Source organism: Tistlia consotensis USBA 355 (genome assembly GCF_900177295.1).
Classification (GTDB): domain Bacteria; phylum Pseudomonadota; class Alphaproteobacteria; order Kiloniellales; family DSM-21159; genus Tistlia; species Tistlia consotensis.
In genome coordinates this window covers 47280-65685 of record NZ_FWZX01000001.1, presented here as the reverse complement: position 1 = coordinate 65685, position 18406 = coordinate 47280, and the positions used below count along the sequence as shown (strand labels likewise).

The window sequence follows — 18406 nt, the reverse complement described above, 5'->3', positions numbered from 1 at the left end:
CCGTCCCCGTGGTCCGAAGTCGGGAGTCGAGGTCGGGCCTGCCGTTGCGCCGCGAGGCACCCAGTGATTTCCGAGAGCGTCCTGACCAGCCTGTCGCCCGTTCCCGCACCAGCGTCCGCCCCGGAGGCGGCCGCGGAGTCCGCCGCCGCCCTGGTCGTCAGGCCGGCGACGCTCGCCGACGTCGACGCCCTGGTCGCGCTGGAGAACCGCTGCTTCGACAGCGACCGGCTGTCGCGACGCAGCTTCCACCACCTGCTGACCAGGGGCCATGCCGCGCTGTCGCTGGCCGAGCGGGACGGCCGGCTGCTCGGCTATGCCCTGGTGCTGTTCCACGGCCAGACCGCGCTGGCCCGGCTCTATTCCCTGGCCGTCGCGCAGGAGGCGCGCGGGCAGGGCGTCGCGCGCCGCCTGCTGACCGTCGCCGAGGCCGACGCCCTGGCCGAGGGCTGCGCCGTGCTGCGCCTCGAGGTGCGCGCCGACAACGCGCCGGCGATCGCGCTCTACCGCGACGCCGGCTACCGCCGCTTCGCCGTGGTGCCGGACTACTACGAGGACCACGAGCCGGCCGAGCGGATGGAGAAGATCCTGACGCGCGGCGCCGGCAAGGCGCGCGACGTGCCCTACGTGCCGCAGAGCCTGGACTTCACCTGCGGCCCGGCGAGCCTGATGATGGCCATGGCGGCGCTCGACCCGGAGAGCCCGCGCGACCGCTCGAGCGAGCTGCGCCTGTGGCGCGAATCGACCCTGGTCTTCATGACCTCTGGCCACGGCGGCTGCGGCGCCTACGGTCTGTCCCTGGCGGCCTGGAAACGCGGCTTCGACCTGCGCGTCTTCATCACCGACAAGGGCCCGCCGTTCCTCGACTCGGTGCGCAGCGAGGACAAGAAGGAGGTCATGCGCCTGGTGCATCAGGATTTCGTCGCCGAGGCCCTGCTCGCGGGCATCCCGGTCGAGGAGCGCGGCCTCTCGGCAAACGAGCTCGCCGACTTCGTCGAGGCGGGCGCGGTGCCGGTGGTGCTGATCAGCTCCTACCGGATCTACGGCGAGAAGTACCCGCACTGGGTGACGGTGACCGGCGCCGACCATCGCTTCCTCTACATCCACGATCCCTTCGTCGACGTCGACCAGGGCAAGACCGCGACCGACTGCATCCACGTGCCGATCGCGCGCGCCGAGTTCGACCGCATGGCGCGCTACGGCAGCGCCCGGCTGCGCGCCGCCGTGGTGCTGACCGGGCGCCGCCGGACGGCGGGGGAGGCCGCCTGATGGCCGGGCCGATCATCGTCGTCGAGGACGACGCCGACCGCGAGTGGGCGGAGGCCGCCGGCACCGCGGTCACCGCCCAGCAGTACGTGCGCAGCCCCGAGCGCTTCAACGCCCGCGGCCAGCGCGTCGTCAACCTGTCCGGCGACTACAGCTACCTCGACTTCGGCTACTACTGCTCGCTGCTCGCCGAGGCGCGGCGCCAGAAGCCGATCCCCAACGTTGCGACCATCGCGACGCTGTCGCGCAAGGCGGTCTATGCCCTGGAGCTGCCGGAGATCAACGCGGCGCTGCGGCGCGACATCGAGAAGCTGCCGGCGGCGCCGCGCTCGGCCTTCACGCTGATCCTGTCGTTCGGCCAGGCCCTGGACGGCCGCTTCGCCAGCTTCGCCCGGGTCGCCTTCGACCGCTTCCGCTGCCCGCTGCTGCGCGCCGAGGTCGTCAAGGACGAGCGCTGGCAGGTCAAGACCCTGAAGCCGCTGGCGCCGAGCGCGCTCAGCCCCGAGGAGTTCGAGGCCTTCCTGGCGGCGCTGTCGCGCTACACCCGCGCCGAGTGGCGCGAGCGCCGGCGCAAGACCACGACGCCGCGCTACTCGCTGGCCGTGCTGTGGAACCCCAACGAGGCGCTGCCGCCCTCGAGCGCGCGCACCATCAAGAAGTTCCAGAGCGTCGGCGCCTCGATCGGCCTCGAGGTCGAGCCGATCGAGCGCAAGGACTTCCTGCGCCTCGCCGAGTACGACGCGCTGTTCATCCGCGAGACCACGGCGATCGACAACCACACCTACCGCTTCGCCAAGAAGGCCGAGGTCGAGGGCATGCCGGTGCTCGACGATCCCATGTCGATCGTGCGCTGCACCAACAAGGTCTACCTGGCCGAGCTGCTGCAGGCCAACAAGCTGCCGGCGCCCAAGACCCTGGTGCTCGACCGCACCCGGGTCCAGCAGGCCGAGGAGCTGCTCGGCTTCCCCCTGGTGCTCAAGATCCCCGACGGTTCCTTCTCGCGCGGCGTCTTCAAGGCGAACGACCGCAACGAGCTGCAGAAGATCGCCCGCGACCTGTTCAAGCGCTCCGACGTGATCCTGGCCCAGGAGTTCATGTACACCGAGTTCGACTGGCGGGTCGGCGTGCTCAACCGCCAGCCGATCTTCGTCTCCCAGTACATGATGGCCGAGAAGCACTGGCAGATCGTCAAGCACGAGGCCGACGGCAAGCACGACGAGGGCCGCTTCAAGACCTTCGCCGTCGACGAGGCGCCGAAGCAGGTCGTCGACATCGCGGTCAAGTCGGCGAACCTGATCGGCGACGGGCTCTACGGCGTCGATCTCAAGCAGAACGACAAGGGCGTCTTCGTCATCGAGATCAACGACAACCCGAACATCGACCGGGGCGTCGAGGACGCGGTCCTGAAGGACGAGCTCTACGCCATCGTGCTGCGCGACTTCCTGAGGCGGATCGAGACGCGGTAGGCGGCCGCCTTCACCCTTTTCCGGCGTGCCCGCCTCGCCTACCTTGGCACCTCACCACGACAGGGAGAGCGGGCGATGCGGTGGATGACGATGGCGGCGGGGCTGCTGGTCGCGGCGCGACTGCTGGCCGGCGGGCCGGCGATGGCGGAGCAGGCGGTCACGCCGGCCGACAACGCCGGCGACGAACGGGCCGGCTACTACTATCCCGCACCGCAGACCGAGGAGACCTACGTCGCCCGCGCCAAGACCCTGAAGGAGGCCAACCGCAGCCTGCGCCTGGGCTTCGTCACCGGCTTCACCAAGGGCCAGCTCGACTCGCCGACGCCGATCTGGTTCGCGATCTACGCCAAGGGCGCCGAGTCCGACGAGATGATCATCACGGCGCTGGAGGAGGGCAAGATCGACACGCTCTACCGGGCGCGCGGCCTGCTCGCCGTGCTGACCGCGATGGCGCGCCAGCTGCCGGTGTTCCAGGAGAACGGCCTGCAGGACTGGTTCACCTTCTTCGACCTCGCCAAGATGCTCGGCTTCAAGAAGGTCACCATCTCCGACGGCAAGACCTACGCGCACCGGGTCAACATCGAGTAGCGCCGCCGGCCCGGCCGGCCGACAAAGCGGCTGCGTCGGCGCCCGGCCTTATGTAAAAGCTGTTCACATGAGCTGGTCACGGCACGGTCGCGACGGGGACGAGGGGCGCGGCAAGGGGCGGCGCAGCTATCACCACGGCAACCTGCGCGAGGCGCTGATCGAGGCGGCGCTGGACCTGATCGCGGCCAAGGGCCCGGCCGGCTTCACCGTCGCCGAGGCGGCCCGCTCGGCCGGCGTCAGCCCGGCCGCGCCCTACCGCCACTTCCGCGACCGCGACGCCCTGATGGCCGACGTCGCGCGCCAGGGCTTCGAGCGCTTCGAGGCCTTCCTGAAGACCGCCTGGGCCGACGGCCGGCCCGACAGCTTCACCGCGCTCGGCAACGTCGGACGGGCCTACCTCGCCTTCGCGCGCACCGAGCCGGCCTACTATTCGGCGATGTTCGAGGCCGGCGTGCCGCTCGACGAGCATCCCGAGCTGCGCGAGGCCGGCGACCGCTCCTTCGCCATCGTGCGCAAGGCCTGCGAGCAGCTGTCCGAGACCCTGCCGAAGGACGAGCGCCCGCCGGCGCTGATGATGGCCCTGCACATCTGGTCGCTGTCGCACGGCATCGCCTCGCTGTTCGCGCGCGGCGACGCCGGCCTGCGCAAGCTGCCGATGAGCCCCGAGGACCTGCTCGAGGCGGCCGTGCTGATCTACCTCCAGGGCCTCGGCCTGGGCCGGCCCTGACGACCGGCCCGCGGCATGGCTCCGGCCCTGCCGATTTTTCGCCGGCCCGTTCTTGAAAGGCGACCGGCATCGTCCACCTATGTTAATGTCAATAACATTCACATGGCGTGAGGCGCAGCATGGATATCGCAGCGAAACTCGACGACATCGGCAAACCGGCCTGGATCGGCCTGATGGTCGTCGGCTTCATCCTGTTCTGGCCGATCGGCCTGGCGATCCTGGCCTTTCTCATCTGGAGTGGACGCATGGGGTGCTGGAAGCGAGGTCACATGTCCGAATTCCGCAAGGCGCGCGGGCGCTGGTACGGGCCCTGCGGCGGCGGCCGTTACTCGAGCGGCAACAGCGCGTTCGACGAGTACCGCGCCGAGACCCTGCGCCGGCTCGAGGACGAGCAGAAGGAGTTCATGGACTTCCTCGACCGCCTGCGCCAAGCCAAGGACCGCGCCGAGTTCGAGCAGTTCATGGCCGAGCGCCGCGACCGGCCGCAGGGGCCGGCCCCCGAGGCACCGGAGCCGCAGCCCCGGGCCTGAGCCCCGGGCGAGCGACGGTGACGAGAGCGTCGGACCTGCCGGGGTCCGGCGCTCTTTCCCTGTCGGCGTCCGGCTTACACATTCTTCGACGCCCCAAGATGGCTTCATCCTGAGCTTGTCGAAGGGTGAAGCCATTCGGCGCCGTCGGTGCCACCTTCGCTTCACCCTTCGACAAGCTCAGGATGAAGCGAATGAGGGCGTCTCGGCGCGAAGCAGTCACTCGCTCAGCGCGTCCGCCACCTCGGCCACCACCGCCTGCCAGTCCCCGGGGGTCGGCTGGCGGTGCAGGCGCGCGGTCGGGTACCAGGGGCTGTCGGCGCGGCCGCACTGCCAGCGCCAGTCGGGCGCGAAGGGCAGCAGCAGGTCGAGCGGGCGGCCGAGCGCGCCGGCCAGGTGCGCGCTCGCGGTGTCGACCGCGACGACGCGCTCCAGCGCGGTCATCAGCGCCGCGGTGGCGGCGAAATCGGGAAGCTCGAGGCCCAGGTCCGGGATGCCGTGGCGGGCCAGCCAGGCCTGCTGGGCGGCGTCGCAGCCGACCTGCAGCGAGACCCAGCGCCCCGGTGCCGCGGCGATCAGCGGCTCGAGCGTCTCGAGGGCGAGGGTCCGGTTGGCGTCGTTCGGATGGCGCGGGCTGCCGGCCCAGACCAGCCCGACCGGCCGGTCGAGGCCGGCCAGGCGCGCCCGCCAGTCCCCGGCCTCCGCAGGATCGGCGGCGAGATAGGGCACGCGCGCCGGGATCGAGGCCTCGTCGGTGCCGAACAGGCCGGGCAGGCTGAGCAGCGGCGCATGGGCGTCGTGCGGCGGTGCCGGCTGCCGGTCGTCGAGCGCCTCGACCTCGGGAAAGCTCAGGGCTGCGAGGCGCAGCAGCGGGGCCGGCAGGTGCAGCAGCGGACGGATGCCGCGGGCCTGCAGCAGCGGCAGCCAGCGCAGCGTCATGATCGCGTCGCCGTAGCCCTGCTCGCCGTGCAGCAGCAGCTTGCGGCCCTCCAGAGGCTCGCCCTGCCAGCGTGGGCTGTCGTAGCGGCGCGGCGTCAGGCCGGCGCGCTGCCAGCGCGCCTCGTAGAGCGGCCAGGCCTCGGCGAGGCGGCCCTGCAGCAGCAGCGTCACGGCCAGGCCGAAGCGGGCCTCGGCCTCCTCGGGGGCGATCTTCAGGGCCTCGCCGTAGAGCAGCTCGGCCTCGGCGTTGCAGCCGAACTCACCGAGCAGCAGGGCGAGGTTGCAGAGCGCCTGGTGGTTCTCGGGATTGCGGGCGATCGCCGCCTTGTAGGCCTCGGCCGCGCTGGCGATCTCGCCGGCGTCCTTGAGGCAGTTGCCGAGCGTGTTGAGCGCGGCGTCGTCCTGCGGCGACTGGCTGAGCGCCTGGTCGATGGCGACCAGCGCCTCCTGCAGGCGTCCGGCCCGCCGATGGGCGACGGCCAGGGCGTTCAGCTCGCCGGCCGAGAGGTCGTCGCGGTCGATCAGGCTCAAGCGGGCACACTCCCGGAGGGGAAAAGACCCGCGGAGGCTCGCCGATCTAGGTTAACGAAAGATTTTCGTGGCCGCCGCGGCTGCCTGGAGGTCCCGGGGGCGAGGCGCCTCCTGCGCCGCCGTCACCCTTCGTGGTTCGACAGGCTCACCACGAAGCGCGCGGCACGGAACGCCTCAGCCGCCGGTCACCGACATGTGGCGCGGCACGGCGGTGGCGCTGCGGCGGCGCCGGTCGATGACGAAGTCGTGGCCCTTCGGCTTGCGGGTGATCGCCTCGCGGATCGCGCCCGTCAGGGCCGCGTCATCGCCGGACTCCGACGGGCTGGCGCGCAGCGGCGCGCGCAGGTCGGCGGCGTCCTCCTGGCCGAGGCAGAGGAAGAGGGTGCCGGTGCAGGTCAGGCGGACCCGGTTGCAGGATTCGCAGAAGTTGTGGGTCAAGGGCGTGATGAAGCCGATGCGCCGGCCGGTCTCGCGGCACAGGCTGTAGCGCGCCGGGCCGCCGGTGCGGTGGTCGCTCTCCTCCAGGGTCCAGCGCTTCGCCAGCTCGCCGCGTACCAGCGACAGCGGCCAGTACTGCCCGAGGCGCTGCTCGGTGCCGATGTCGCCCATCGGCATGACCTCGATGAAGGTGAGGTCGAAGCCCTCCTCGCCGCACCAGGCGACCAGCCGGTGGATCTCGTCGTCGTTGACGCCCTTGAGCGCCACGGCGTTGATCTTGATCTCCAGGCCGGCGGCCTTGGCGGCGGCGAGGCCGTCCAGCACCTTGTCGAGCCGGCCCCAGCGGGTGATCGCCGCGAACTTGTCCGGGTCGAGCGTGTCGAGCGAGACGTTGACGCGGCGCACGCCGGCGGCGACCAGCGGCTCGGCGTAGCGGGCCAGCTGGCTGCCGTTGGTGGTCAGGGTCAGCTCGTCGAGCGCGCCGGTCCCGAGGTGGCGGCCCAGGCGCTCGATCAGCCAGAGGATGTTGCGGCGGACCAGCGGCTCGCCGCCGGTCAGGCGCAGCTTGCGCACGCCCAGGCCGACGAAGGCGCTGCACAGCCGGTCGAGCTCCTCCAGCGACAGCACCTCGGCCTTGGGCAGGAAGCTCATGTCCTCGGACATGCAGTAGACGCAGCGGAAGTCGCAGCGGTCGGTCACCGAGACGCGCAGATAGCTGATCGCGCGCTGGAAGGGGTCGAGCAGCGGCGCGGCCGGCGCGGGACGGTCCGTCATTCCGTTGTCGTTCGTCCCGTTGCTGTTCGCTTGGCGACCGGCGGTCGAGAGTTCGGCCGTCTGAGCCGTCATGCGGGATCCTCCTCACTTGCCGAGCGGCTCCGCGGCGGTCCCGGCCGGTTGTCCCGGGCGGGCCGCTCCTTGGTCGGCTGCGGAGCGTTCTTTCCATTCGAACATAACGCAGCGCCGGCGGGTTTTCGCCCCCATTTTGCATCCGGCCTTCGCGCTCCCCGCGATTCCGCCTCTTGGCGGCCGGGCCGGCGCGGGCTAGCAATGAGCGATGTCCGGCGGGTCCCCCAGAAGCGCGCTCGACGGCCTCGGGGCGCGCCTCGTCGCCGGCCTGGTGCTGCTGGCCGCGCTCGGCGGCCTGCTGGCGGTCGAGTGGCGCGAGCTCTTCCCGCGGCAGGTCGCGACGACCCCCGACCCGAACGACCCGGTCGCCGTCTGCATCGCCGAGCGCAGCAGGCAGATCGAGACGCTGGTCCAGGAGAACCCGAGCATGGCCGGCCAGAAGCGGCTGTTCCTGGAGCGCGCCGAGGCGATGTGCCGGGCGACGGCCGGGCCGGGCGGCAACGGCGCCCCGCCGCCGCCCCTGCCGAGCAACTAGCCGCGCGGGCCGCTCGCCGGCATCTCGCGCAGGAGGTCGGGCGAGAGGTGCGCGTAGTCCTCGATGGCGAGCGCCTTGTCGATCGCCGTGCCGTCGCTCGACAGCGGCAGCAGGCCGCACTCGTAGAACAGCTCGCGGTCGCGGAACTCGAAGGTGCGGATCCGGGCGAAGTGGGGCTGGCCGGTCCGGTGCACCGCCCGGTAGCCGTCGACGAAGACGTCGCTGTCGTCGAGGTCCGAGAAGGTCAGCATGTCCAGGTAGAACCCGGTGAAGTCGAACTTCGCCCAGGTCACGATCTCGGTGCCGACCAGCCGGTAGCGCACGCGGAACGGCTCCGGCTCGATGTCGACCAGCATGACGTTGGGCAGCAGCTCCTTGATGTCGGCCGGGTCGAGATCGTCGCGCAGCGGCACGGGACGGTCGCGCTTCAGGTCGCTCCAATGCCGATGCAATGCGGCGATGCGGCGCGACTCGACGGTTGCGGGATCGGGCAGGAAGGGCATCGGCCGGCGGCCTAGCGTGCCGGCTGCCCGAGGACGAGCGTCCAGAGCCGCTGCGCGCCCTTGACCGTGCGCGGGTCGAGATCGATGCCGGCCTCGGTCATCGGTCCGGCCAGCAGGTTCTCGTCGTGGCCCGGGCTGTTCTGCCAGGCGCGCAGCACCGAGAGCGGCGTGCGCTGGCCGGCGGCCAGGTTCTCGGCCGCCGCCCGATAGCGGTAGCCGGCCGCGGCCAGGCGGTTCGGCAGGCAGTCGCCGCTCGGGCTGCAGTGCGCGAAGTAGTCGTGCCGGGCCATGTCCTCGTTGTGTGCCCTGGCGGCGGCGGCGAGGTGGTCGTTCCAGGCCAGCCTGCCCAGACCGCGGGCCTGGCGGTAGCCGTTGATCAGCTCGAGCAGCGTGCGTTCCTCCTGGGCCAGCTTTCCGGCGGCGCCGGGCGCGGCGCTGCCGCCGCCGGCCAGGTCGGCGGCGTGGCAGGCCGGTGCGAGTATCGCCGAAAAGGCGAACAGCAGCGACAGAATATACAGTCGCCACGATGGTGCGGCCCGGGTCACGGCCGGTCCTCCGCACGGCTGCGGGTCAGGCGCAGCAGCAGCGGCGAGCTGCGGATCAGCGCGACGAAACGCGAGCGCCGGGCCGCCGGCACCGGCGGGCGGCGGGTCATGCGGTAGAGCACGAAGACGACGAAGCTGCCGTGCATGGTCGAGGTGTAGAGCCAGAAGGCCGGCGGACCGAAGTGGTTGATGACCAGCGAGGCGGCGAAGGGGCCGACGGTGGCGCCGAGCGAGAAGAAGAAGGTCAGGCCGAGCGACAGCTCGACGTACTGGCCCGGCCGGGCGTGGTCGCTGGCGTGGGCGACCGACAGCGAATAGAGCGGGAAGGCGAAGCCGCCGAACAGGAACACGCCGGCGAAGATCAGCCGGCCCTCGGCGTGCGAGAGCAGCAGGCTGGCCGCCGCGGCGCCGGCGGTCGAGAGGATCAGGATGGTGCGCCGCTCGAAGCGGTCGGACAGCCAGCCGAGCGGGAACTGGAAGAGGGCGCCGGCGGCGATGCCCAGGCTCATGAAGAGCGCGATGCGGTTGACGTCGAAGCCCATGCCCTGGGCATAGACCGGGCCCAGCGTCCGGAACGCGCCGTTGGTCAGGCCGATGGTGATGCAGCCGGCGCAGGCGACCGGCGACAGCAGCCAGATCGCGCGCGGCCGCAGCAGCGCGCTCTCCGGCGGCGCCGGGCTCTGCAGCCGCGAGGCGGCGACCGGGATCAGCGCCGTGCAGTAGAGGATCGCGACGATCACGAAGATCGCGAAGCCGCCGGCGCCGACCACCGGCATCAGGAACTGCGCGCCGGTCACCGAGCTCAGGTCGACGATGCGGTAGATCGACAGGATGCGGCCGCGGTTGCCGCGGTCGGCCAGGGCGTTGAGCCAGCTCTCGATGACCGTGGCGATGCCGGCGAAGGCCAGGCCCATCAGGCCGCGCGCCGCGGTCCAGACCCAGGGGTCGATGAGCAGCAGCATGGTCAGGACGGCGACCGCGGCGACCGCCGCCATGACCGCGAAGATGCGGATGTGGCCGGAGCGCTGGATCAGCTTGGCGGTCAGGAGGCAGGCGGCGAAGGTGCCGACGTAGTAGGCGGCGCCGATGATGCCGAGCTGGACCTCGGAGAAGCCCTCGGCGCGGCCACGCACCGCGACCAGGGTCAGCAGCACCCCGTTGCCGGCCAGCAGGATGCCCGCCGAGACCAGGATCGGCAGCAGCTGGCCGATCCGGGCGCCGACCCCCGCGCTGCCCGCCACCGCGGCGTCTCCGGTCATGCCGCCGGGGCCCCGGGCTGCGCGGGCGCCGGGTCGGGCGCACGCTCGAGCACCAGGTGGTGCAGATGCCAGTGCTTGCGGTCGCCCTTCGGGGTCGTCGTGTCGCTCTGCTCTTCGCGCCGCTCGACAACGCGGTAGCCGGCCAGCAGGGCGTCGACCGCCGCGGTGTCGTGCAGCGTCAGGCCGGCGTCGCGGCTCCAGTCGTCGCGCGGCCCGAGCAGCTGGCCGCAGAACAGCCCGCCGGGCGGCAGCGCGGCGCGGATCGTCGCCCAGGTCCGCGCGAAGGGCTCGGGGCCCAGCAGGAACAGCGAGAAGCTGGCGTTGATCAGCGCGGCCCCGGGCAGCGGGTCGAGGGCCTCGATGCGGGCGACCCGGCAGAACAGGCGGGGACTGCCCGCCACTTCCGGTTGATGCTTGAGGGCCTCGATCGCCGCGCTCTCGGAATCGAGGGCCAGCACGCGCCAGCCGCGGCGCAGCAGCTCGACCGTGTCGCGTCCGCTGCCGCAGCCGAGATCGAGCGCCTGGGCCGGCGGCCGGCCGGTCGCGTCCCAGGCCGCGAGGGCGGCCAGCAGGGTTTCGCGCGGCGGCCGCTCGGCCGTCTGTCGGTAGTAGCGTCGCCAGCGGTCGCCCGAGCCATGCATCGGCGGCCAGCTTAGGCGGCGTCGGAGCGGATTGACAGAGGCTGCGCGCCGCCCGATATCCGCTGCCGCGCCGGCTCGCGGCGTGTTCCGGAACCCCAGGAAATGAGCAGCAGGGATCTGCGTGCGGACCGGCGCCTCGAGGTCGGTCTGACGCTGCTGGCGGACGGTCGGCCGGCCGCCGCCGCCAAGGCGATCGAGGCGGCCCTCGAGATCGACGACGGCTATGCCGAGGCCTGGTTCGCCCTGGCCGAGGCCCGCGCGAAGGCCGGCCACCGGCGGCGCGCGGCTGCGGCCTATCGCCGCTACCTGGCGCTGCAGCCGGACGACGCCCTGGGCGCCGGCCTCAGGCTCGCCCTGCTCGGCGCCGCGGCGGCGCCCGGGCGGCCGCCCGAGGCCTACCTGCGGCGCCTCTTCGACCAGTACGCGCCGCGCTTCGAGCGGGCGCTGCGCCAGCGCCTCGGCTACGACGCGCCGGAGCTGCTGGCCGAGGCGGTCGCCGCGGTGACCCCCGCCGATGCCGCGCCGCGCCGGGTCCTCGATCTCGGCTGCGGCACCGGCCTCTGCGGCCCGCTGTTCCGCGAGCGGGCGGTCTGGCTGGAGGGGGTCGATCTCTCGCCCGGCATGCTGGGCCTGGCGCGTGCGCGCAAGGTCTACGACGCCCTGGTCGCCGAGGAGGCTGAGCGCTACCTGGCGACGGTCGTCCGCACCGGGGAGGCGGCGGGAAGCGGCGAGGGGGCGGCCCGCACGCCCTTCGACCTGATCGTCGCCGCCGACGTTCTGGTCTACCTCGGCGACCTGGCGCCGCTGTTCCGGGCGGCCGCGTCCGCGCTCCGGCCGGGCGGTCTCTTCGCCTTCACCCTCGAGCGGGACGAGTCCGAGGCCTTCCGCCTGCAGCCGAGTCAGCGCTACGCGCACCATCCGGCCAGCGTCGCGGCGCTCGCCGCGGCGGCCGGCTTCGAGACGCTGCAGCTGGCACCGGTCAGCTGCCGGCTGGAAGCCGGCCGGCCGGTGCCCGGCCTGCTGGTGCTGCTGCGGCGGCCGGGTCCGGCGCTGCAGGACCCCGCGGCCCTGCCGGCCAGCGGCTCGCGCGGCCGGCCGCGGGCGTGACCGCCTGCCGAGGCGGGGCGCGTCGCCGGTTCCGGCTCTTCGCTCTCAGCCGTCGCGAAAGCTCTGCCGGCCGGCGAGCAGGCGGCTCGCGGTGGTGATCCAGCAGAGCCCGCCGAAGATCCAGGCCAGCGTTCCGAAGGCGGCCGGGAACAGGCAGATCGCGGCCAGGAAGGCGATGGTCTCGCTGCCCTCGGTCAGGCCGCCGAGGTAGTAGAGCGACTTGCGGCCGTGCAGGCTGGTCGAGAGGCCGCGCTTGGCCGCGATGACCGCATAGGCCAGGAACGAGCTGCCGGTGCCGACGAAGCTGAAGATCACGAAGGCGGCGGGCAGGGCGTTCGCCGGCTCGGCCAGGGCGAAGCCGAAGGGCACCGCCGAGTAGAAGACGAAGTCGCAGGCGATGTCGAGGAAGCCGCCGAGGTCGCTGCCGCCGCCGCGCTGCCGGGCGACCGCGCCGTCCAGCCCGTCGGCCAGGCGGTTGGCCAGGATCGCGGCGAGCGCCAGGTCGTAGCGCTGGGCGGCGAGGGCCGGCAGGGCCAGCAGGCCGACCAGGAAGCCGGCCAGGGTGATCTGGTTGGCGGTGATCCCGAGACCCGCGATGCGCGCGGCCGCCCGCTCCAGGGGCGGGTCGATCAGGCGACGCAGGGCGGCATCGAGCATGGCCCATCCTTATGGCCCGACCGGGCCGGGGTCGAGGCGGCGCGCGCCGCCTCACCGATTCGTTATAAATCGAACAGTGTATAACAAGTGACAACTGTCACGGGTTGGCAACTTTGCGGCTTCCTCGTAAGCTTCTTGCTACCAGAGGTAAGGGGGAGGCCGGCCGTGGCGCGACAATCGATGGTTCCGACGGACACTCCCCAGGAGGACGAGCGCGTGGTGCGGCTGGCCGAGAGCAGCCGCCCGGAGGATCTGGCGGGCCGGATCCGCGACGTCCACCGGCAGTTCGGCCGGGTGCTGCAGCAGCGCATCAGCGAGCTCGGCCTGACGCTGGGCACCTGGTACTTCCTGCGTGCCCTCTGGGAGGAGGACGGGCTGAGCCAGCGCGAGCTGTCCCAGCGCATCGGCACGATGGAGCCGACCACGGTCAGCGCGCTCAACGCCATGGAGCGGCTCGGCCTAGTGCGCCGCGAGCGCGATCCGCACGACAAGCGGCGCCGGCGCGTCTACCTGACCGACCACGGCCGCAGCCTCAAGGGCGAGGCGCTGGGGCTGCTCGGCGAGCTCGACCGCCAGGCCCTGCAGGGCTTCAGCGGCGCCGACGTCGGCCAGCTCCACACGCTGCTCGACTCGGTCGCGGAGAACCTGAAGCTGCCCCGGGGGCACTGAGCCCGCCGGCCATCTCCCGGAACCCGATCCCGGGAGCCCGGCCCCTCCGGGCCGGCGCTTGCCGGATCCGGCCGACTTTTTCCTTGCGCCCCGGCGCCGGCCGCGTTTCCTCTAGCCGCAGAGTCCCGCGAGGCGGGGCGGCACCAAGGGACGGCAAGGGGAACGGCGGGACATGGGCTGGCACAGGGTCGCGAACGCGGGAGACGTCGCCGAGGGCGCGGTGATCGAGGTCGAGGTCGGCAATCAGCAGGTCGCGCTCTACCGCGTCGCGGGCGAGCTCTTCGCCACCGACAACATCTGCACCCACGCCTTCGCCTGCCTGCACGAGGGCTACCTCGAGGGCCACACCATCGAGTGCCCGCTGCACCAGGGCATCTTCGACATCCGCAGCGGCGAGCCGCTCGAGGGCCCGGTCGACGAGCCGCTCAGGACCTTCCCGGTCAAGACCGAGGGCGACGACGTCCTGATCGAGATCTGAGCCGCGGCCCCGCGCCTGCGCGGGGTTTGCGCCAAGTCAAATCGGCGGCGGCGCGTCGGCGCTAGAAGAGGCGCATGGACGCCTCCCTGCTCGCCCGCTACGACCGCCCGGTGCCGCGCTACACCAGCTATCCGACGGCGCCGCACTTCCACGCCGGCGTCGACGCCGCGCGCTACGCCCGCTGGCTGGGCGCGCTGCCGGCCGAGGTGCCGCTGTCGCTCTATCTGCACATCCCCTTCTGCGACACGCTCTGCTGGTTCTGCGGCTGCAACATGCGGGTCGTGCGCGAGCACGGGCCGGTCGCCGCCTATCTCGACCTGCTGGAGCGCGAGATCGACCTGGTGGCGGAGCGGCTGCCGGGACGCTTCGCCCTGTCCGGGCTGCACTTCGGCGGCGGCTCGCCGAGCCTGCTGCGGCCCGCGGAGATCGGCCGGCTGATGGCCGCCGTCTGGCGCCGCTTCGACCGCGCCGAGGGGGCCGAGATCGCCGTCGAGATCGATCCGCGCGACCTCGAGGCCGAGGTCGTCGAGGCCTTCGCGGCCGGCGGCGTCACGCGCGCCAGCATCGGCGTCCAGGACTTCGACCCGCGGGTCCAGAAGGCGGTCAACCGGATCCAGTCCTTCGACTGCACCCGGGCCGCCGTCGAGGCGCTGCGCGCCGCCGGCATCGGCTCGGTCAACATCGACCTGCTCTACGGCCTGCCCTACCAGGACGCCGCCAGCGTCGTGGAGACGCTGGGCCAGGCGCTGACGCTCGGTCCCGACCGGGTCGCCCTGTTCGGCTATGCCCACGTGCCCTGGATGAAGAAGCACCAGCGCCTGCTGCCCGAGGCGGCGCTGCCCGACGGCCCGTCGCGCTGGGACCAGGCCGAGGCCGCCGCGGCGCGTCTGGTCGCGGCCGGCTACCGGCGCATCGGCCTCGACCACTTCGCACGGCCCGAGGATCCGCTCGCCGTCGCCCAGGCCGAAGGGCGCCTGCGCCGCAACTTCCAGGGCTACACGACCGACGAGGCGGCGGTCCTGCTCGGGCTCGGCGCTTCCTCGATCGGCAGCCTGCCCCAGGGCTACGTCCAGAACACCGCCGATCTGCCGAGCTACCGCAGGGCGGTGCTGGCCGACCGCCTGCCGGTCGCGCGCGGCGTCGAGCTGAGCGAGGACGACCGCACGCGGCGCGCGCTGATCGAGCGGCTGATGTGCGACTTCGCCGTCGAGCTCGACCCCGCGGCCTACGCGGCGGAGCTGGCGAGCCTGGAAGGCCATGCCGCGGACGGCCTGGTCGAGCTGGCCGGCGGCCGGCTCGCGGTCACCGAGCGCGGCCGTCCCCTGGTCCGTTCGGTCGCCGCCGCCTTCGACCGTTACCTCGCACCCGCCGAAGGGCGCCATTCGCGCGCCGTCTGAGCGCGGCCCAGCGCCGGGTTCTTTGTCGCCGTGACAAGCCTGCGCTGGCCTGGCCGGCCGGGGGAGCGCTAGCCTTCGCTGCGAAGCCGGCGAGGGAGGTCCTGCGATGTCGGACGATACGATCCTGGCGCCGAAGTGGCGCTGGACCCTGGCGGAGGCGCAGGCCTGGCCGCTCGAGCCCGGCCGCGCCTCTCCGAATCTCTTCCGCCACGGCACGCTGAACCTGCGCTGGTACGCGCCGCGCGGCCGCGACAGCCAGACGCCGCACGAGCAGGACGAGATCTATGTCGTCGCTTCCGGCCGCGGCAGCTTCCTGGTCGACCGGGTCCGCCTGCCCTTCGGGCCGGGCGACGTGCTCTTCGTGCCGGCCGGCGTCGAGCACCGCTTCGAGGACTTCTCCGCGGACTTCGGCACCTGGGTCGTCTTCTGGGGGCCGCCCGGCGGCGAGACGGCGGACGGCGGCGGGCCGCGGCGCTGGCGCTGGACCGTCGCGGACGCCGAGGCGGCGCCGCGCGATGCCGAGGACCCGCTGGCCGCCCGCCTGTTCGACCACGGCTCCATGAACCTCTGGTGGTACGCGCCGCGCGGCCGCGACCCCCAGGGCCCCCACGGTCAGGACGAGGTCTACGTCGTCGAGTCCGGCAGCGGGACCTTCTTCGTCGAGGGCCGGCGCGAGCCCTTCGGGCCGGGCGACGCGCTCTTCGTGCCGGCCGGCGCCGAGCACCGCTTCGAGGACTTCACCGACGACCTCGCCGCCTGGGTCGTCTTCTGGGGGCCCGCGGGCGGGGAGGGCGGCTGAGGCCGCTCCCTTCCTTCACGATTCCCCGCGGGGGACAGGTCGGATCGGCGGAGTCGCTCCGGGTGAGGGCGGCCCGCGCCGACGGTCGCCGGCTGCCTTGCCCGGACCGCGATGCGCCCGCCGGGGAGACGTGCCGGTCTAGCGGCAGGCGCCCAGGGGGATGTCGGTCAAGGAGCAGCGCTGGATGTCGGTCGGCGGGAAATCCGTCGTGGTCAGGCGCGGCAGCCGCGGCCGTTCGTAGCTCGTCGCGCCCAGGATCACCGATACCTTCCCGTTGTCGGAGCGCAGCGGCAGCATGAGACGCTCGACGCGCGAGACCTGCCTGCCGTCCGACAGCATCACGACGCCTTCGGCGCGGATGAGCTGGCCGTGATCCAGCACCGCCTCCCAGCGCGAGCGGAACATGTCGATGGCCTGCGGGGTGAACAGGCTCTCCGTATCGGTGCCGCGCCGGATGCCGCCATGGATGTCGGCGATCGCCTGGCCGGCCAGGCGATAGCGGTAGTGGCCGTCCTCGTGGCGCTCCAGCAGCCAGACCATGTCCAGGCTGTCCTTGAACTGGACCGGGTCGACGGCGCCGCGGTGGGGAACCGCATCCTCCTGGCGCAACGCGAGCCAGTGCCGGATGATCTTCTTGAATCGAGAATCCGCGAAGCCGGACAGGAAGCGGTCGAGCCCCAGCTCGACCCTCGGGGCCCATATGCCGTCCATCCACCGCTCCGTTTTCCCGGTCCCCGACTGCGAGAGTAGTTGACGGGCAGCGTTAACATTGTCTGAACGGATGGCGATCCGGCCTCCGGCGACCCGTGCCACCTGAACGCCACCTCGGCGAAGGCGAGGCTGGCGCCGATCGCGTCGATGGCTAGCTCCGGCTGCGCAGCGCGCGGCGGATGATCTTGCCGGTGGCGGTCATCGGCAGGGCCTCGAGGAACTCGACCTCGCGCGGGTACTCGTGGGCGGCGAGGCGGGTCTTGACCCAGTCCTGGATCTCCTTCGCCAGGCCTTCCGAGGGCACGTGGCCCTCGGCCAGCACGACGAAGGCCTTGACCCGCTCGGTGCGCAGGGGATCGGGGATGCCGACCGCCGCGGCCAGGGCGACCGCCGGGTGCCTGAGCAGGCAGTCCTCGATCTCGCCCGGGCCGATGCGGTAGCCGCCCGAGGTGATGACGTCGTCGTCGCGGCCGACGAAGCGGAAGTAGCCTTCCTCGTCCCGCAGGCCCCGGTCGCCGGTCAGCAACCACTCGTCGCCCTTCGCATCCCGGACGAACTTGGCCTCGGTCGCCTCGGGCTTGTTCCAGTAGCGCAGGAACATGACCGGATCGGGCCGGCGGACCGCGATGTTGCCCTCCTCGCCGTCGGCGACCGGCTCGCCCGCCTCGTCGACCACGGCGACCGCGTGGCCGGGCACGGCACGGCCCATCGAGCCTGGCTTCACGGGATAGAGGCCGGCGCAGTTGGCGACGATCAGGTTGCACTCGGTCTGGCCGTAGAACTCGTTGAAGGTGAGATCGAAGGTCTCGCGGCCCCAGTCGAGCAGCTCCTCGCCCAGGGTCTCGCCGCCCGAGCCGATCGAGCGCAGGCGATAGTCGAAGCGAGCCCTCGGCTCCTTCACGGCGCGCATCAGCTTGAGCGCGGTCGGCGGCATGAAGGCGTTGCGCACCTCCAGCTCGGCCATCAGGCGGAAGGCGTGCTCGGGGTCGAACTTGGCCATGCGGTGGGCGACGACCGGCACGCCGTGGTGCAGGCTCGGCAGCAGCACGTCGAACAGGCCGCCGATCCAGGCCCAGTCGGCCGGCGTCCAGAAGCGGTCGCCGGGCTTCGGAAACAGCTCGTGGGGCAGCTCGACCCCCGGCAGGTGGCCGAGCAGCACGCGCTGGGCGTGGAGCGCGCCCTTCGGCTGGCCGGTCGTGCCCGAGGTGTAGATGATCACCGCCGGGTCCTCGGCCGCCGTGTCGACGGGCCGGAAGGCCTCGCTCGCCTTGTCGAGCTCGTGCCAGAAGCTGCGGGCGCCTTCCTCCGGTCCCTCGATACAGAAGACGGTCCTCAGGTCCGGCAGACGGTCGCGCAGGCCGGCGACCTTGGCGAGGCCGGTCCGGTCGGTGACCAGCAGCCGCGCGCCGCAGTCGCCCAGGCGGTACTCCAGCGCCTCCTCGCCGAACAGGGTGAAGAGCGGCACCGAGATCGCGCCGAGCTTGAAGGCGGCGAGGTGCGCCAGCGCCGTCTCCGGCGCCTGGGGCAGCAGGATGCCGAGCCGCTCGCCCCTGGCCAGGCCGTGCGCCGCGAAGGCGTTGGCCAGGCGGTCCGACAGGCGCTTCAGCTCGTCGAAGCTGTAGTCGCGCCGGCTGCCGTCGGCCTTCAGGTGGATCAGCGCCAGGCGCCCCGAGCCGTGGGCCCAGCGGTCGCAGGCGTCGACGCCGATGTTGTAGCGCTCGGGAATCGCCCAGCGGAAGCGGGCGACGAGCTCGTCGTAGCTGCCGGCCTCGGGAAGCAT

General features: G+C 72.4%; 20 protein-coding genes. 11 read left to right on the top strand and 9 right to left on the bottom strand.

The window, feature by feature from the left end:
- Window positions 1–63 precede the first annotated feature (63 nt).
- The 5 genes from B9O00_RS00320 (at window position 64) to B9O00_RS00300 (ending at window position 4574) form a co-directional block, all read left to right on the top strand.
- Window positions 64–1266, top strand: a complete 1203-nt coding sequence (locus B9O00_RS00320) for a GNAT family N-acetyltransferase/peptidase C39 family protein (protein WP_218822757.1) — start codon at window positions 64–66, stop codon at window positions 1264–1266.
- Window positions 1266–2729 (top strand): RimK family ATP-grasp domain-containing protein, encoded by a 1464-nt coding sequence (locus tag B9O00_RS00315; protein WP_085120434.1) that lies wholly within the window; start codon window positions 1266–1268, stop codon window positions 2727–2729. Before B9O00_RS00320 ends, B9O00_RS00315 begins: the two co-directional genes overlap by 1 nt.
- Window positions 2730–2804: 75 nt before the next feature.
- Window positions 2805–3317 carry a hypothetical protein gene (locus B9O00_RS00310; RefSeq protein WP_085120433.1) on the top strand — a complete coding sequence of 171 codons (513 nt, stop codon included), beginning with the start codon at window positions 2805–2807 and terminating at the stop codon, window positions 3315–3317.
- A 67-nt stretch (window positions 3318–3384) separates the two neighbouring features.
- Entirely contained in the window at window positions 3385–4044 is a 660-nt protein-coding gene (locus tag B9O00_RS00305) for a TetR/AcrR family transcriptional regulator (RefSeq protein WP_085120432.1), read from the top strand.
- 119 nt (window positions 4045–4163) lie between these two features.
- A complete protein-coding gene (locus B9O00_RS00300; RefSeq protein ID WP_085120431.1) occupies window positions 4164–4574 on the top strand; it encodes a DUF2852 domain-containing protein in 411 nt (136 codons plus the stop codon).
- 216 nt (window positions 4575–4790) lie between these two features.
- Here B9O00_RS00300 and B9O00_RS00295 read toward each other — a convergent pair whose 3' ends face one another.
- Both B9O00_RS00295 and moaA read right to left on the bottom strand, forming a co-directional pair.
- Complete coding sequence (locus B9O00_RS00295; protein ID WP_085120430.1) at window positions 4791–6041, bottom strand: tetratricopeptide repeat protein; 1251 nt, start codon at window positions 6039–6041, stop codon at window positions 4791–4793.
- A 174-nt stretch (window positions 6042–6215) separates the two neighbouring features.
- Window positions 6216–7253: a GTP 3',8-cyclase MoaA gene (gene moaA, locus B9O00_RS00290; RefSeq protein ID WP_085121043.1), complete on the bottom strand. Its 1038-nt coding sequence runs from the start codon at window positions 7251–7253 to the stop codon at window positions 6216–6218.
- Window positions 7254–7533: 280 nt separating this feature from the next.
- On the opposite strand from moaA, the gene B9O00_RS00285 reads away from it, so the two are divergent.
- Complete coding sequence (locus B9O00_RS00285; RefSeq protein ID WP_085120429.1) at window positions 7534–7860, top strand: hypothetical protein; 327 nt, start codon at window positions 7534–7536, stop codon at window positions 7858–7860.
- Here B9O00_RS00285 and B9O00_RS00280 read toward each other — a convergent pair.
- From B9O00_RS00280 to B9O00_RS00265, 4 genes are read right to left on the bottom strand one after another with little or no spacing between them, the layout of a single operon-like run.
- Window positions 7857–8363, bottom strand: a complete 507-nt coding sequence (locus B9O00_RS00280; RefSeq protein ID WP_085120428.1) for a PAS domain-containing protein — start codon at window positions 8361–8363, stop codon at window positions 7857–7859. The genes B9O00_RS00285 and B9O00_RS00280 overlap by 4 nt on opposite strands.
- An 11-nt stretch (window positions 8364–8374) precedes the next feature.
- Window positions 8375–8908, bottom strand: coding sequence for a CAP domain-containing protein (locus tag B9O00_RS00275; protein WP_159460049.1), 534 nt, complete (start codon window positions 8906–8908; stop codon window positions 8375–8377).
- Complete coding sequence (locus tag B9O00_RS00270) at window positions 8905–10167, bottom strand: MFS transporter (protein ID WP_085120427.1); 1263 nt, start codon at window positions 10165–10167, stop codon at window positions 8905–8907. Before B9O00_RS00270 ends, B9O00_RS00275 begins: the two co-directional genes overlap by 4 nt.
- Window positions 10164–10808, bottom strand: a complete 645-nt coding sequence (locus B9O00_RS00265; RefSeq protein ID WP_085120426.1) for a class I SAM-dependent methyltransferase — start codon at window positions 10806–10808, stop codon at window positions 10164–10166. The genes B9O00_RS00270 and B9O00_RS00265 overlap by 4 nt, the downstream gene beginning before the upstream one ends.
- Window positions 10809–10910: 102 nt before the next feature.
- Between B9O00_RS00265 and B9O00_RS00260 the strand changes: the two genes are divergently transcribed.
- A complete protein-coding gene (locus tag B9O00_RS00260) occupies window positions 10911–11915 on the top strand; it encodes a class I SAM-dependent DNA methyltransferase (protein WP_085120425.1) in 1005 nt (334 codons plus the stop codon).
- 45 nt (window positions 11916–11960) lie between these two features.
- Here B9O00_RS00260 and B9O00_RS00255 read toward each other — a convergent pair whose 3' ends face one another.
- Window positions 11961–12572 carry a CDP-alcohol phosphatidyltransferase family protein gene (locus B9O00_RS00255; RefSeq protein ID WP_085120424.1) on the bottom strand — a complete coding sequence of 204 codons (612 nt, stop codon included), beginning with the start codon at window positions 12570–12572 and terminating at the stop codon, window positions 11961–11963.
- 180 nt (window positions 12573–12752) lie between these two features.
- Here B9O00_RS00255 and B9O00_RS00250 point away from each other — a divergent pair, with 180 nt between their 5' ends.
- The 4 genes from B9O00_RS00250 to B9O00_RS33375 all read left to right on the top strand — a co-directional run bounded on the left by B9O00_RS00250 (window position 12753) and on the right by B9O00_RS33375 (window position 15915).
- Window positions 12753–13241: a MarR family winged helix-turn-helix transcriptional regulator gene (locus B9O00_RS00250; RefSeq protein WP_179243902.1), complete on the top strand. Its 489-nt coding sequence runs from the start codon at window positions 12753–12755 to the stop codon at window positions 13239–13241.
- 172 nt (window positions 13242–13413) lie between these two features.
- Complete coding sequence (locus B9O00_RS00245) at window positions 13414–13719, top strand: non-heme iron oxygenase ferredoxin subunit (RefSeq protein ID WP_085120423.1); 306 nt, start codon at window positions 13414–13416, stop codon at window positions 13717–13719.
- A gap of 74 nt (window positions 13720–13793) precedes the next feature.
- Window positions 13794–15116 (top strand): oxygen-independent coproporphyrinogen III oxidase, encoded by a 1323-nt coding sequence (hemN, locus tag B9O00_RS00240; RefSeq protein WP_085120422.1) that lies wholly within the window; start codon window positions 13794–13796, stop codon window positions 15114–15116.
- Window positions 15117–15222: 106 nt separating this feature from the next.
- Entirely contained in the window at window positions 15223–15915 is a 693-nt protein-coding gene (locus tag B9O00_RS33375; protein ID WP_200808362.1) for a cupin domain-containing protein, read from the top strand.
- 138 nt (window positions 15916–16053) lie between these two features.
- Here the strand turns inward: B9O00_RS33375 and B9O00_RS00225 are convergent, their stop codons facing one another.
- Entirely contained in the window at window positions 16054–16626 is a 573-nt protein-coding gene (locus B9O00_RS00225) for a PAS domain-containing protein (RefSeq protein WP_085120421.1), read from the bottom strand.
- A gap of 151 nt (window positions 16627–16777) precedes the next feature.
- Window positions 16778–18406: an acyl-CoA synthetase gene (locus B9O00_RS00220; protein WP_085120420.1), complete on the bottom strand. Its 1629-nt coding sequence runs from the start codon at window positions 18404–18406 to the stop codon at window positions 16778–16780.

Bases quoted from the DNA above. Each gene is read 5' to 3' on its own strand.
- B9O00_RS00315 (WP_085120434.1), top strand. From the start codon at position 1,266: ATGGCCGGGCCGATCATCGTCGTCGAGGACGACGCCGACCGCGAGTGG.
- B9O00_RS00310 (WP_085120433.1), top strand. From the start codon at position 2,805: ATGCGGTGGATGACGATGGCGGCGGGGCTGCTGGTCGCGGCGCGACTG.
- B9O00_RS00305 (WP_085120432.1), top strand. From the start codon at position 3,385: ATGAGCTGGTCACGGCACGGTCGCGACGGGGACGAGGGGCGCGGCAAG.
- B9O00_RS00300 (WP_085120431.1), top strand. From the start codon at position 4,164: ATGGATATCGCAGCGAAACTCGACGACATCGGCAAACCGGCCTGGATC.
- moaA (WP_085121043.1), bottom strand. From the start codon at position 7,253: ATGACGGACCGTCCCGCGCCGGCCGCGCCGCTGCTCGACCCCTTCCAG.
- B9O00_RS00285 (WP_085120429.1), top strand. From the start codon at position 7,534: ATGTCCGGCGGGTCCCCCAGAAGCGCGCTCGACGGCCTCGGGGCGCGC.
- B9O00_RS00280 (WP_085120428.1), bottom strand. From the start codon at position 8,363: ATGCCCTTCCTGCCCGATCCCGCAACCGTCGAGTCGCGCCGCATCGCC.
- B9O00_RS00270 (WP_085120427.1), bottom strand. From the start codon at position 10,167: ATGACCGGAGACGCCGCGGTGGCGGGCAGCGCGGGGGTCGGCGCCCGG.
- B9O00_RS00265 (WP_085120426.1), bottom strand. From the start codon at position 10,808: ATGCATGGCTCGGGCGACCGCTGGCGACGCTACTACCGACAGACGGCC.
- B9O00_RS00260 (WP_085120425.1), top strand. From the start codon at position 10,911: ATGAGCAGCAGGGATCTGCGTGCGGACCGGCGCCTCGAGGTCGGTCTG.
- B9O00_RS00255 (WP_085120424.1), bottom strand. From the start codon at position 12,572: ATGCTCGATGCCGCCCTGCGTCGCCTGATCGACCCGCCCCTGGAGCGG.
- B9O00_RS00250 (WP_179243902.1), top strand. From the start codon at position 12,753: ATGGTTCCGACGGACACTCCCCAGGAGGACGAGCGCGTGGTGCGGCTG.
- B9O00_RS00245 (WP_085120423.1), top strand. From the start codon at position 13,414: ATGGGCTGGCACAGGGTCGCGAACGCGGGAGACGTCGCCGAGGGCGCG.
- hemN (WP_085120422.1), top strand. From the start codon at position 13,794: ATGGACGCCTCCCTGCTCGCCCGCTACGACCGCCCGGTGCCGCGCTAC.
- B9O00_RS33375 (WP_200808362.1), top strand. From the start codon at position 15,223: ATGTCGGACGATACGATCCTGGCGCCGAAGTGGCGCTGGACCCTGGCG.
- B9O00_RS00225 (WP_085120421.1), bottom strand. From the start codon at position 16,626: ATGGACGGCATATGGGCCCCGAGGGTCGAGCTGGGGCTCGACCGCTTC.
- B9O00_RS00220 (WP_085120420.1), bottom strand. From the start codon at position 18,406: ATGCTTCCCGAGGCCGGCAGCTACGACGAGCTCGTCGCCCGCTTCCGC.